This is a genomic window from Streptomyces sp. NPDC101776 (assembly GCF_044766845.1).
GTDB lineage: Bacteria > Actinomycetota > Actinomycetes > Streptomycetales > Streptomycetaceae > Streptomyces.
In genome coordinates this window covers 280,191-293,397 of record NZ_JBIWMV010000001.1, presented here as the reverse complement: position 1 = coordinate 293,397, position 13,207 = coordinate 280,191, and the positions used below count along the sequence as shown (strand labels likewise).

Here is a 13,207-nt window from a genome sequence, read left to right as displayed (position 1 = left end):
CACAGGCAGGTGGTCGCGTTCCTGGTCAGACGGGTGCCCGGAGATCAGCCCCGGACACATTCGGCGGCCAGGTCGTCGGCGAGGGCGGCGATCACAGCGCGGCCCTCGACCCTCCGCACCCAACTGTGCGGCAGGCCGTGGTCGCCGTATCGCGCGCCCAGGAGGTTGCCGCAGATGGAGCCGGTGGAGTCGCTGTCACCGGAGTGGTTGACGGCGAGGAGCAGGGCGCCCTTCACGTCGCTCGCGGCGAGCGCGCTGTACACGCCGATCGCGAGGGCTTCCTCCGCGACCCAGCCCGCGCCGAGCGACTCGACCTTCTCGGCGGTGGGCGAGCCTTCGGCGGCCAGGTCGAGGGCCTCGCGCAGGGCGGCCGAGGTCTCCTCGTGGGCGGGGTGGCGCTCCAGGAGTCGTAGCGCACGCAGGACGGAACCCTCCAGGGACTCCCCGGCGACGAGATGCGCGACGATCGCGGCGAGGGCGCCCGCCGCGTAGTAGCCGGTGGGGTGGCCGTGGGTGATCCGGGCGCCGCGAGCCGCCATCTCGAAGGCCCCCTCGGCCGTGTTGACCAGGCCGAAGGGGGCCGAGCGCATCACCGTGCCGCAGCCCTTGGAGTCGGGGTTCACGGGGCCGGGCGTGCCGTCGAGAACGAGCCACGGGTCGGGCGCGTGCATCTGGGCGACCCCGGAGAGGCAGGCGTTGCCGGGGGCGCGGCGGGCGTACAGCCAGGGCTCGGCGAGCAGGCCGCCCGGGACGCCGTCGCCCGATGCGGCACCCGCGCCCGCCCCAGCGCCCTCGCTCGCGACAGCGCCCTCGCCCGGCGCGGGTTCCGACTGCGTCCGGAGCCACCGCTCGTACGCGCGCCGCAGCAGCAGGGACCAGGCGCCGCCGATTCCCTTCGCCCGTTCGCGCGCCTGGGCCTGGATGAGGGCCTCGACGGTGAAGAGGGTCATCTGGGTGTCGTCGCTGATCAGACCCATCGCGCCGTGCGGGCCGGGCACGAACCCGGTGACCCCGCCCGGGCCGCGGGTCTCGCGGATGCGGTCGAGGGAGGTGAACTCGATCGGGTAGCCGAGGGCGTCGCCGACCGCGCCACCCAGGAGGCAGCCGCGGACCCTGGCCCGGTACATCGCGGTGGCTTCCGCCAGGGACTGCCGCCTGGCCTCCCCGGACGGGTTCCTCAACTCGTTCACGTGCGCGCTCCTTCGACTACGGTCGTGCGTATGACCATTGTCCCGACCCGCACCGACATCGCTGCCGCCGCCCCGGCCGGCCAGGGTGTCGGCCCGTTGCTGCGTGCCTGGCGGGAGCGGCGGCGGGTCAGCCAACTGGAGCTGGCGTTGCGGGCCGACTCCTCGGCGCGGCACATCAGCTTCGTCGAGACGGGGCGGTCCCGGCCGAGCGAGGAGATGGTGCTGCGCCTCGCCGAGCACCTGGACGTGCCCGTGCGCGAACGCAACTCCCTTCTGCTGGCGGCGGGTTACGCCCCGCACTATCCGGAGACCCCGCTGGACGACCCGGCGTTGGACGCGTTGCGCGAGGGTCTGGAGCGGCTGCTCCAGGGCTACGAGCCGTATCCGGCGCTGGTGGTCGACGCCGTGTACACCGTGGTCGCCGCGAACCGGGGCATCACCATGCTCCTGGACGGCGTACCGGAGTCCCTGCTCCAACCCCCGCTCAACGCCATGCGGTTGACGCTGCACCCCGAGGGCATGGCACCGCGCATCCGCAATCTGGGTGAATGGCGCGGGCATCTGCTCGCGCAGATGGAGCGGCAGATCGCCCTGCACCGGTCGGAGCCGCTGCGGGCGCTGTACGAGGAGGTCGCCGCGTACCCGGTGCCCGAGACGGTCGACCATGCCGAACCAGCCACACCCGTCCCGTACTTCGCGCTCCCGATGCGGATCGAGCACGACGGGCGGGTGCTGTCCTTCGTCTCCTCGATCTCCACGTTCAACACACCCATGGACGTCACGGTCTCGGAGTTGGCGATCGAGACGTTCCTGCCCGCCGACCCGGCGACGGCGAAGTACCTGAATTCGTTGGGAGGCTGACGGATGATCACCTCCGAACCGCTGAGCCCGATGGCCGGAACATGGCACACTGCCCCCAGACTTCGGCGCGTATGGGGAGGCGTGGCGTGAGTGAACGGCGGCCCGCGCCCACAGTGGGCCAAGTGGTGCTGGGCAGAAGGCTGCAGGAGTTGCGTGAGGCGGCCGGCATCAAGCGCGAGGAGGCCGCGCAGGTCCTTCGGGTGGCCCCGGCGACCGTACGGCGGATGGAGATGGCCGAGGTCGCGTTGAAAGTGCCGTATGTCCAGGTGCTGTTGACGACGTACGGCGTGCCCGAGGAGGAGACGGACGCGTTCGTCGCGCTCACCGAGGAGGCGAACCAGCCGGGTTGGTGGCAGCGGTTCCACGATGTGCTGCCGGAGTGGTTCAGCCTGTACGTGAGCCTGGAGGGCGCGGCCGGGCTGATCCGTTCGTACGAACCGCACTTCGTGCCCGGCCTGTTGCAGACCGAGGACTACGCGCGTGCCGTGCTGGAGGCCGGGACGATCGGGCAGAACGGTCCGGAGACCATCGAGCGGCATGTGTCGCTGCGGATGGCGCGGCAGGGGCTGCTGGAGCGCGACAATCCGCCGCACCTGTGGGTGATCATGGACGAGACGGTGCTGCGGCGTCCGGTGAGCATCCGCGGCGAGGTGATGCGCGAACAGCTCGACAGACTCCTGGAGTTCGGCGAGCGCGACCGGGTCACGCTCCAGGTCGCGGAGTTCGAGAGCGGCCCGCACCCGGGGACGTACGCGCCCTTCTCGCTGTTCCGTTTCACCGAACCGGAGCTGCCCGACATGGTGTTCACCGAGTATCTGACGGGCGCCCTGTATCTGGACTCCCGTGCGGAGGTGTCCGCGCATTTGGAGGTCCTCGACCACATGACGGCGCACGCCGCGTCCGCACAGCGCACCAAGAAGATCCTGCGGGACTGTCGCGAGACCTTCTGAGCACGGCCCCGCACAGCACGGTTCCCGGCACACAGACGACCCGAACTCCCGAGGAGACGACACCGCATGACCGGATCCGAAGCCGCGCCCACCCGTATCGACACCAGCCGGCCGCATCCGGCGCGGGTGTACGACTGGTGGCTCGGCGGCAAGGACAACTACCCGGTGGACGAGGAGCTGGCGCGCAAGATCCTCGCCTCGGACGGCACGGCGGTGCGCGGCGCGCGGGCCAACCGCCGGTTCATGCACCGGGCGACGCGGACCGCGGCCGAGGCCGGGATACGCCAGTTCCTGGACATCGGCACCGGCATCCCCACCGAGCCGAACCTGCACCAGGTGGCGCAGAGCGTCGCCCCGGACGCCAAGGTCGTGTACGCGGACAACGACCCGATCGTGCTGCGGCACGCGGAGGCGCTGCTGCACGGTTCGGCCGAGGGCAGCACCGAGTACGTGCACGCGGATGTCCGCGACCCCGACACGATTCTGCGGCTGGCCGGCGAGACCCTCGACTTCACGCAGCCGATCGCGCTGTCGCTGGTCGCGCTCACCCACTACCTGGGCGACGACCCCGACGGGGACGACGTGTACGGCCTGCTCAAGCGATACGTCGATGTCCTCGCTCCGCGCAGCTACCTGGTGCTGTCGCAGGTCACCCCGGACCTCATCCCCGAGGCCATCGCGAAGGCCGCCGAGCACTTCCGGCGCAGCGGCACCCCGTTCTACCCGCGCTCCCTGCCCGAGTTCTCGCGCTTCTTCGACGGCCTTGAACTGCTGGGCCCGGGTGTCATCTCCGTCTACGGCTGGCGGCCGGAGCCGGAGGACGTGGCCGCCCAGGCGGAGGGCGTCGTCCCGGTCTACGGCGGGGTCGCCCTCAAGCACTGACACCTACGTCCACGCGCACTGACCCGTACGCCCACGGGCCCTGACCCGTACGGCTGCCGTGAACGGGTGCGCTCCCCTGCCCCGCCCTAGGTTCGACACCACGGGCGAGCAAGGGAGCGCAGGTGACGGACACGCGGACACCGCCCGCCGAGCCGGGAGCGGCGCCGCTGCGGGCCGGACGGTTCTTCCGCCCGGGTACGACGGCGCCGGACCTGCACAGCATCGGGCCGGCGGGCGGCCGGGAGGCGGACGCCTTCTACCGGGACCGCTGGAGCCACGACAAGGTCGTGAACGGCATCATCACCTGGGAGACCCAGCAGACGGACTACCCGCCGGTAGGCCCGGACCGCCCCGCGTACGAGCTCCGCGGCCGCCCGCGCGGCGCCGCCTTCTCCTGGTACACCTACTCCCCCACACGCGTGCGCCACCCGTACATCCGGGGTGTGCCCCGACCGCATCGCCGGCTTCTCCCCCATCCCGGCGACGGCGGCGGTCGGCGACGCGCGCCGCCTTGGGGAGTCCGCGCTGCCCGACGAGTGCAGTGTCGGCCACCAGGACGGTCCCGGCACGGTCGGCGACGGGCCGTTCGGCCGGGACTCGGGACGGAAACTGCTGCCGATCGTGTCCGTGGAGAACTTCCACGCGCTGCGCGACCGGCAGACCGCGGACCACCCGGATCAGCCGGACCACGACGCGAAGGAGGCCTGATGCCCTCGGACGCTGTGCTGTACCAGGCGGCCGCGCTCTGCCTGACGTACCCCGACAACGACTTCCGCGCCCGGCTCCCCCTGCTGCGCGAAGCCGCCCCGCAGCTACGGGAGTTCGTCGACCACGCGGCCCTCACCCCGCCCCAGGACCTGGCCGCGCACTACGTCCAGGTCTTCGACTTCAAGAACCGGCACAGCCTGTACCTGAGTTGGTGGCACGACGGCGACACCCGTCGGCGCGGCATGTCCCTGGTCCGCTTCAAAGAGCTGTACCGCGCGCACGAGTTGGAGTTCACCGGCGAGGAACTTCCCGACTTCCTCCCCGCCGTCCTGGAGTTCACGTCCCGTACCGGCAACCTCGAACTCCTCACCGAGTACCGCGCCGCCCTGGACCAACTCCGGTCCCGGCTGGCCGACTTCGGCACGCCGTACGCCTCCGTCCTGGACGCCGTATGCGCCACGCTGCCGCCCGCACCCACCGAGGCCCGCCGATGATCTACGAGTCGACACTCCTCGACGTCGCCTCCCCCGCCTTCCGTTACGGCATCCTCTTCGTCCTCGCCGGCCATCTGGTGGGCCTGTTCGTCCCGAGTCATGGACGCGCTCGGCCGGCATCAGCGAGCACGTCTACCACCTGTTCTCCCTCTACGGCGGCACCGCGGCCGGTGTCCTCACGGTCGCCGGCATCGTCCTCCTGCTCTACCGCCGCCGTACGAACGCACCCGTGTTCCGGTCGGCCACGGTCAACGACAAGCTGATGTACGTCGTGCTTCTCGCGGCGATCGCGATGGGCATGGTGGCCAAGCTGACCCACGCCTCCGGCGACGGCTACAACTACCGCCGGTCCATCGCCCCGTGGGCCCGCGGCCTCCTCACCCTCCGGCCGGACACAGGGGTGATGGCGGGCGTGCCGGTGTTCCACCAGGTCCACGCCGTGATCGGCATGGTGCTGATCGCGCTGGTGCCGTACACCCGCCTGGTGCACATGTTCAGCGCGCCGGTGCAGTACCTGTTCCGTCCGTGCGTGGTGTACCGCAGCCGCGCCCCCAAGGGGCTGGGGCCGCGGCCGGAGCGGCGGGGGTGGGAGCGGACCGGGAGCTAGGCCGCACCTCCCTTGGCCTCGCGTTCGTCGTCGACGATCTCTGCGTCGACGACTCCTTCCTCCTCCTGGGGCGAGGTGTGTTCCGTGGCGGGCTCCGCCTGTTCGGCGGGTGTCTGCTGGGCGGCCTGGGCGTACATCGCCTGGCCCATGCGCTGGCTGACGGTGGCGAGTTTCTCCACGGCCGCACGCAACTCCGCGGTATCCGCCTCGTGTTCCAGCAGCGCCTTCACCTCCGCAGCGGCCGCCTCCACCTCCGGCCTGATGTCGACCGGCACGCGCTCCTCGTTCTCACGGATGAACTTCTCGGTCTGGTAGACGAGTTGCTCGGCCTGGTTGCGGGTCTCGGCCGTCTCCCGGCGCCGACGGTCCTCGTCCGCGTACTGCTCGGCCTCCCGCATCATGCGGTCGATGTCCTCCTTGCCGAGGGCCGAGCCGCCGGTGACGGTCATCTTCTGCTCGCGGGAGGTCGCCAGGTCCTTCGCGGAGACGTGCATGATCCCGTTGGCGTCGATGTCGAAGGCGACCTCGATCTGCGGGACCCCGCGCGGCGCGGGCGGCAGGCCGGTCAGGTCGAAGACGCCCAACTTCTTGTTGTACGCGGCGATTTCACGTTCGCCCTGGTAGACCTGGATGCCGACCGAGGGCTGGTTGTCGGTGGCGGTGGTGAAGATCTCCGAACGCCGCGTCGGGATGGTCGTGTTGCGTTCGATGAGCGTCGTCATGATGCCGCCCTTGGTCTCGATGCCCAGGGACAGCGGGGTGACGTCGAGGAGGAGGACGTCCTTGACGTCGCCGCGGATGACGCCGGCCTGGAGGGCGGCGCCGACCGCCACGACCTCGTCGGGGTTGACGCCCTTGTGCGGGTCCTTGCCGGTGAGTTCCTTGACGAGGTCGGTGACGGCCGGCATCCGGGTCGAGCCGCCGACGAGGATGACGTGGTCGACGGCGGCGAGTTTGATGCCCGCGTCCTTGACCGCCTGGTGGAAGGGGGTCTTGCAGCGGTCGAGGAGATCGGCGGTGAGTTCCTGGAAGGCGGCGCGGGTCAGCTTCTCGTCGAGGTGCAGCGGGCCTTCGGCGGAGGCGGTGATGTAGGGCAGGTTGATCGTCGTCTCGGAGGACGAGGACAGCTCGATCTTCGCCTTCTCGGCGCCCTCGCGCAGGCGTTGGAGCGCCATCTTGTCCTTGCCGAGGTCGATGCCGTACTGCCCCTTGAACTTCTTGGCCAGGTACTCCATGACCCGCTGGTCCCAGTCGTCGCCGCCGAGACGGGTGTCGCCGTTGGTGGCCTTGACCTCGATGACGCCGTCGCCGATCTCCAGGAGGGAGACGTCGAAGGTGCCGCCGCCGAGGTCGAAGACGAGGACGGTCTGCTCCTCGCCGCGGTCGAGGCCGTAGGCGAGGGCGGCGGCCGTCGGTTCGTTGATGATCCGCAGCACCTTGAGGCCCGCGATCTCCCCGGCCTCCTTGGTGGCCTGGCGCTGGGAGTCGTCGAAGTAGGCGGGGACGGTGATCACGGCGTCGGTGACGTCCTCGCCGAGATAGGCCTCCGCGTCGCGTTTCAGTTTCTGCAGCACGCGCGCGGACAACTCCTGGGCGCGGTACCGCGTTCCGTCGATGGCGCCCGTGTCCGGGAACCGCCACTCGGTCTCGCCCATGTGCCGTTTCACCGAGCGCGCGGTGCGCTCGATGTTCGTCACGGCCTGCCGTTTGGCGACCTCGCCGACGAGCACCTCGCCGTTCTTCGCGAAGGCCACGACCGAGGGCGTGGTCCTCGCGCCCTCGGCGTTGACCACCACTGTGGCCTCGCCGCCCTCCAACACCGCGACCACCGAGTTCGTGGTCCCGAGATCGATACCGACCGCACGTCCCATCGCCGTCCCCTTCCGCCAGGCGCTGCCCGATCTCCAGCTCAAAACTTGAGTGCGGGAATGTCAATGCCGCACCCGTTTTTCCGGGCGCGGCATCGAGAAGGAAGGGGGAGCGGGATCAGGCGGATTCGACCGTCAGCGTGATCGTCGTACCCGTGAGCGCCTGGCTGACCGGGCAGTTCTTCTTGGCGTCCTCGGCGGCGGCCGCGAAGCCGGCCGCGTCCAGGCCGGGGACCTCGCCGCGGACGGTGAGGTGGATGCCGGTGATGCCCTCGCCGGGCTGGAAGGTGACGTCGGCCTTGGTCTCCAGGCGGGTGGGCGGGGTGCCCGCGCCGGTCAGACCGTGCGACAGCGCCATCGAGAAGCAGCTCGAGTGGGCGGCGGCGATGAGTTCCTCGGGGCTGGTCTTGCCGTTGGCCTGCTCGGCGCGCGACGCCCACGTCACCGGCTGGACACCGATGCCTGACGAGTCGAAGGTGACCTCGCCGCTGCCCTTGATGAGTTCGCCTTCCCAGACGGTGTGTGCGGTGCGCGTGGTTGCCACGGTGTTTCCTTTCGAAGCGGATGTCTTTCGGAACCATCCGATCACATTCCGGTTCAGCTCACCCGGAAGACCGGCCCACGCGGGGTGAACGGCAGGCGAGCACCCTGTGGAATCAGATAGGCGTGCTCGCGCCGCACCCGCAACACGTCGCACCAGCCGTCGGTGATGACGAGGACGGGCGCCCCCGGCGGGAAGTCGTCGGCGCGGTGCAACAGGTCGATCCCGGGCTGAAGGACGGTGCCGCCGCGGCCGTGCACGCGTACCCGGCCCGCGATGTCGGTGACCGCGACATAGCCCGCGTCGTGCGGGGCCGCGTCGCAGAACACGACCCTGGCGGCCGGTACGTCACGGGCCTCGGCGTACGACGCGATCGCGCCCAGCGCCTTGCCGAGGAGGGCGCGGTCCATGGAGCCGGAGGTGTCGAGGACGACGCCGAAGGTGCAGCGGGGGATCTCCTCCGGCGGGAACCAGTGGCCGGCGCGCGGGATGTCGGGGGTGGAGGACTGGCGGCGCGAAGGGCGGGCGTACGACCGTACGGGCTCGCGGCGGGGCACGAACTCGTCGAACCAGCGGGCGAGTCGGGCGTCCCACGGCAGCGGTGGATGGCTGAGTGTGCGGATCTCCTCGACCAACCCGCCGGGCAGGAAGCCGCGTTGGTGCTGGTCGTGCAGGTCGAGGCCGTGGGCGAGGCCGCGCCGGTAGAACTCGTCGAGGTCCACGTAGTCGCGCGGGCTGCCGAGCGGGCCGCCGAGGATGTCGCCGACGCCCTTGCCGCGCAGGGTGGCCAGGCGGCGCATCCGGCGCAGGTCGCCGGCGATCCGGTCGTAGACCTCCTCGGCGGAGAGGTCCTTCAACTCCGGGTCGTAGAGCAGGCCTTCGGGCATCCGGCCGACGTCCATCTCGGACAGCCAGCCGTTGATGACGTAGTCGGCGGCGATGTTGAAGAGGAAGGGGTCGCGGACCCCGCAGCGGTCGCCGTGCCGCAGGGCGGCGTGCAGCATCTCGTGGGCGAGGACGAACCGCCATTCCTCGTCGTCGAGTTGGCGCAGCGGGTTGATGTAGATCTCGGCGACGGAGGTGTCTACGGCGGCGACGGAGATGCCGTGGGCGTGGGCGAGTTCGGCGTCGGCGACGAGGGTGATGCCGGCCGCGATGCCGCCGAGGAGCGGGTAGGAGGAGACGAACCAGCTCAACGCCCGTTCCCAGGGCTGGAGTCGGGTGGGGCCGCCGCGCATCGAGGCGCGTCGGCCGCCCGCCACGTCCATCGCCATGGCGACGGTGCGGGTGAGGGCGCCTGCGAAGTTGAGCTGCCAGTCGGGGGCCTTGCCGCCCTGCCAGGTGTCCCAGGGCACGAGCGACTGGTCCGCTTCGCCGCCCGCCGTACCGCAGCGTTCGTAGAGGGGCGGGATGCCGTCGCGGCGCCAGCGGGCGGCGAGTTGGTCCTCGTCGCCGCCGGGGTAGGCGGCGGGCAGGTCCTCGGGGGTGATGCCGATGGGGAAGCCGAGGAGGAAGCGGTTGACGACGGCGCAGCGGGCGGCGAGGGCGGGACCGTCGGGCTGGTCGCGTGGTTTCGCCGCGGCCGGGACATGGCCGAAGCCGAGGTGGATGATGCAGTGCGCGATCGCCCAGGCCCATTCTGCGGGTTCGGCCCGGCGGGTGGGGTGGACGTGCAGCACGCCGTTGGAGTCGACGCGGACGAGACCGGTGGCGGACGCGTGGGGGCAGTCCTCCTTGCGGCAGACGCTGAACCCAATGGCGGCGAGTGCGCGGTTGGCGCGCACCAGCCGCAGTCCCTCCGCGAAGGCCTCGGCTGCGGGATCCTTCTTCGGCTTCCCCTTGTCGCCCCGGGTGCGGCTCACTGCCGGGCCTCGACCAGCCGGGGCATGTCACGGGCCGCCTCGACCAGGAACCAGGCGGGCAGCAGTGGATTGCCGTCGGTGTCCGGGGCGATGACGCTCTGCGCGACCTCGACGGAGATCTCGGCGAGTTGCACGAGCAGCGACTTGGCGCGGTAGGCGGTCTGGAGTCCGTTGGCCGACAAGTGCTCCTTGCTGGCCGGGAGTTCCTTGACGAGCCGGCCCCGGAAGGACTCGGCGAGGTAGTACAACAGGTCGCGGTCGGCGGGGCGGTGCGGCCAGCGGGCGTCGCCCTTGATGATCGCCTCGATGCCGAAGCGGCTGCGCACGATCTTGACGTAGCCGCAGAACGCGACGGCGTGCGCGGGCGTCAGCGTGCCGTGCGCGATCACCTTCAGGGTGTCCTCGTCGAGGTCGGTCCCGAAGGAGCCCAGCGCGTCGGAGAGCATGTGCCAGGAGCGGGGTGTGGAGAAGGCTTCCTCGGTCTTCGGCGGCTTGGACCACAGGTGGTCGGGGCGGTCGGTGAGGTGGTCCAGGATCCAGGGGTGAATGCCGTTGGCGGCGGCCCAGTCGAGCCAGTCCTTGGGGGACGCCTCCAGGTGGACATGGGTGAGCCGGTTGATCAGCGCGGACGAGATCGGCCGGGCCAGCGCGTTGTCCGTAGCCCGGTTGCCGGCGCCGATCACGATGGAGCCCTTGGGCAGTTCGTAGTTGCCGATACGGCGGTCCAGGATCAGCGAGTAGAACGCCTTCTGCACATCCGGTGTGGCCGCGTTGAGTTCGTCGAGGAACAGGCAGTACGGCTCGTCCCGCGCGATCGCCTCCGGCGGGCAGAACACGGACCGTCCGTCCCGGATCTGCGGTACGCCGATCAGGTCCTCGGGCGCGAGCTGCGTACCGAGCAGACTCACGCACTCCAGGCCCAGCGACTCGGCGAACTCCCTTACCAGGGACGACTTTCCGATGCCGGGCGCACCCCAGATGAACACGGGCCGGACGGTCGCGAGTCCGAGCAGCAGCTCGGGTATACGGGCGGGCGTGACAGTGACCGCAGCCTGCAAAAGAGGCTCTCCTCAAGGGGGTTCGACAAGGGCGCGAACGCGCTCCGATGTCCCCAGTGTGTGCCTACGTCCCACTCGGCGCAGCCGATTTTCAGGCGGCGCGTTCCTCCGGCTCGGCCGGCAGCGGGACCTGAGGCCCGTTGCACTCGCGCAGCCAGCGCCGCAGGACCCGGTGCACCTGCTCCGCGCCGACGAGGTCGTCGCCGTCGTCGACCGGTGCGGAGAAGGTGTGCGGCGACAGCAGGAACGGCTTGCCCTGGGAGCCGCCGAGGCCGCCGTGGGAACCGATCTGCTCCTCGAAGGCGAGGACTTCGCCCTCTGCGGGGTCGTACCAGGAGTTGACCATGATGTCGGCGGTGTGCGGGAAGGAGTGGGTGCGCCGGACGGCGTCCGCGACGCCGGGGCCGAAGTCCGCCAACGGGCCCTGTTTGTCGTCGAGTTCGGCCACCGGCAGCTCCGCGCCGTGGGCGCCGAGGACGACTCCGCCGTGCTCCTCGCTGCGCACCAGGACGAAGCCGACGCCGGGGTGGTTGGCGAGGGTGGTGAGGAGGGCGGGGTGGCGGGCGTCGATCTCCTCCTTGGTCATGCGGTGCGGCACGTCGGGGAAGGAGACCAGGCCGAGGTTGCCGGAGGCCAGCACGATCGGCTCCGAGTGACGGCCGGAGTGAGCCTGCCGCTCGTCGCCGTCCTTGGCCGGCCTGCGCAGCGCGGCGCGGACGGCCGCGCGGGCCTCGGCGCCGCTGTGGGTGCGGCGGGCCCGGCGCGGCACGGGCAGCCCGCAGCCGGCCCGCACGAGGTCGCCGAGGGTGAGGCCGTAGCGGCCCTGGAAGGTCTCGCCGGGGCTCTGCCCGTGGTCGGAGAGGACGACGATGCGGTACGGCCGCGGGGCGTGCTCGGCGACGTTCTCGATCAACGCGAGGGAACGGTCCAGGCGTTGGAGGACCTTGGCGGCGTCGCGGCTGCGCGGGCCGGAGTGGTGGGCGACCTCGTCGTAGGCAACGAGGTCGGCGTAGACGGCGGTGCGGCCGCCGAGCATGTCACCCATGACCGCGGCGACGACGACGTCCCGTTCCACGACGGTCGCGAAGGCGCGGACGACGGGGTACAGGCCGCCGCGTTTGATCCGGGGGCGCTGCTTGGTGAGCCGGGAACGCGTCGACTGGCCGAGCTCGCGGCCGACCTCGGCGACGAAGGACATCGCGGTGCGGACGGCGTTGGCGGGGTCGGAGAAGTAGGCGAAGTAGCCCGCGCGGGAACGGTTCTCCCGGCCCCGGCGGCGGGTGGCGATGGACAGCACGAGGGCCTGTTCGTCGGCGCCGCCGCTGAACAGGTTGCCCCGGCTGGCGCCGTCCACGGTGAGGAGGCCGCCGTCGCCCGTGTACGCGACGGCGCGGTTCTGGAGTTCGACGGCGCTGGTCGGGCGGTTGCAGACCATCACCTCGCCGCTGTCCTTCTCGTACCAGCGGAACGCGGGGATGTCGTGGTTGGAGCCGTGCAGGATGCCGAGCTGGCTGGCGCCGGTCTGGCTGGACCAGTCGGTGCGCCAGGGGGTGAGGCGATGGGTGGGGCGGTCGCCGCCGAGGAGCTTGGCGACGGTCGGCATCAACCCCTTGGCCATGGCGTCGAGGAGGACGTCGTGGCCGACGCCGTCGAGTTGCAGGAAGACGGTGCCGGGCGAGGACGGGCCCGGCGGGAGAGCTCTGCGGCGGCGGTCGGCGAGGCGGTAGAGGCGGCGGCGGTAGGCGTCGTCGTCGCGCACGGCCAGGGCACCGCCGGTGGCGGAGGCGACGGCGGACATCACGGCGGCCACGACGACGGCGGTCTCGGGGGCGACCTGGCCGCGCAGCCCGCCGTCGGGATTGATGCGCAGGGCGATCAGCAGGAGCGACCCGTTGAGCACGAAGACGAGGAGGCCGAGGACGAGTGCGGGCACCAGCAGCAACAGCCGTACCAGCAGCGGCCAGACGAGGGCCGACAGCAGACCGAAGGCGCCGGCGCCGAGCGCGGCCGTGACCGCGATACGGGTGGCGCTGTCGCCGTCCGCCGACTGGAGCTGGAAGTCCGGCAGTATCCCGGCGAGCACCAGCATGGTGACCGTGGAGACGGCCCACACCGCGATGCTCCGCCCGACCTGACTGGCGAGCCGCCGCCAACGCCCTCCACGCACGCCCCGTACACCTCACGTC

General features: G+C 71.1%; 10 protein-coding genes and 3 pseudogenes. 7 read left to right on the top strand and 6 right to left on the bottom strand.

Features of this window, described 5'->3' with window-relative positions:
• Positions 1-44: 44 nt before the first annotated feature.
• Positions 45-1,190, bottom strand: coding sequence for an ADP-ribosylglycohydrolase family protein (locus ACIRRY_RS01315; RefSeq protein ID WP_403966414.1), 1,146 nt, complete (start codon positions 1,188-1,190; stop codon positions 45-47).
• 30 nt (positions 1,191-1,220) lie between these two features.
• Here ACIRRY_RS01315 and ACIRRY_RS01310 point away from each other — a divergent pair, with 30 nt between their 5' ends.
• The 7 genes and pseudogenes from ACIRRY_RS01310 to narI form a co-directional block, all read left to right on the top strand.
• A complete protein-coding gene (locus ACIRRY_RS01310; protein ID WP_403966411.1) occupies positions 1,221-2,051 on the top strand; it encodes a helix-turn-helix domain-containing protein in 831 nt (276 codons plus the stop codon).
• A gap of 86 nt (positions 2,052-2,137) precedes the next feature.
• Positions 2,138-3,001, top strand: a complete 864-nt coding sequence (locus ACIRRY_RS01305) for a helix-turn-helix domain-containing protein (protein WP_403966408.1) — start codon at positions 2,138-2,140, stop codon at positions 2,999-3,001.
• A 66-nt stretch (positions 3,002-3,067) separates the two neighbouring features.
• Positions 3,068-3,883, top strand: a complete 816-nt coding sequence (locus tag ACIRRY_RS01300; RefSeq protein ID WP_403966405.1) for an SAM-dependent methyltransferase — start codon at positions 3,068-3,070, stop codon at positions 3,881-3,883.
• Between the two features lie 122 nt (positions 3,884-4,005).
• Positions 4,006-4,329: pseudogene (locus tag ACIRRY_RS01295) on the top strand (hypothetical protein); the annotation flags it as partial.
• A gap of 37 nt (positions 4,330-4,366) precedes the next feature.
• A pseudogene (gene narY, locus ACIRRY_RS01290) lies at positions 4,367-4,591 on the top strand (nitrate reductase subunit beta); the annotation flags it as partial.
• Positions 4,591-5,085 carry a nitrate reductase molybdenum cofactor assembly chaperone gene (narJ, locus tag ACIRRY_RS01285; RefSeq protein WP_403968290.1) on the top strand — a complete coding sequence of 165 codons (495 nt, stop codon included), beginning with the start codon at positions 4,591-4,593 and terminating at the stop codon, positions 5,083-5,085. The pseudogene narY and the gene narJ, both read left to right, overlap by 1 nt.
• A pseudogene (narI, locus tag ACIRRY_RS01280) lies at positions 5,085-5,692 on the top strand (respiratory nitrate reductase subunit gamma); the annotation flags it as partial. The gene narJ and the pseudogene narI, both read left to right, overlap by 1 nt.
• Here the strand turns inward: narI and dnaK are convergent.
• The 5 genes from dnaK to ACIRRY_RS01255 form a co-directional block, all read right to left on the bottom strand.
• Positions 5,689-7,563 (bottom strand): molecular chaperone DnaK, encoded by a 1,875-nt coding sequence (gene dnaK, locus ACIRRY_RS01275; protein WP_403966402.1) that lies wholly within the window; start codon positions 7,561-7,563, stop codon positions 5,689-5,691. The pseudogene narI and the gene dnaK sit on opposite strands and share 4 nt — an antisense overlap.
• A 115-nt stretch (positions 7,564-7,678) precedes the next feature.
• On the bottom strand, positions 7,679-8,104 hold the full coding sequence (locus ACIRRY_RS01270; RefSeq protein ID WP_403966399.1) for an OsmC family peroxiredoxin: 426 nt from the start codon (positions 8,102-8,104) through the stop codon (positions 7,679-7,681).
• A 53-nt stretch (positions 8,105-8,157) separates the two neighbouring features.
• The gene (locus tag ACIRRY_RS01265) at positions 8,158-9,963 is read right to left on the bottom strand and encodes a hypothetical protein (protein ID WP_403966397.1); all 1,806 of its coding nucleotides are present in this window, start codon (positions 9,961-9,963) and stop codon (positions 8,158-8,160) included.
• Positions 9,960-11,021, bottom strand: coding sequence for an ATP-binding protein (locus tag ACIRRY_RS01260; RefSeq protein WP_403966394.1), 1,062 nt, complete (start codon positions 11,019-11,021; stop codon positions 9,960-9,962). Before ACIRRY_RS01260 ends, ACIRRY_RS01265 begins: the two co-directional genes overlap by 4 nt.
• A 91-nt stretch (positions 11,022-11,112) precedes the next feature.
• Positions 11,113-13,188 carry a phage holin family protein gene (locus ACIRRY_RS01255; RefSeq protein WP_403966392.1) on the bottom strand — a complete coding sequence of 692 codons (2,076 nt, stop codon included), beginning with the start codon at positions 13,186-13,188 and terminating at the stop codon, positions 11,113-11,115.
• Positions 13,189-13,207: the final 19 nt, after the last annotated feature.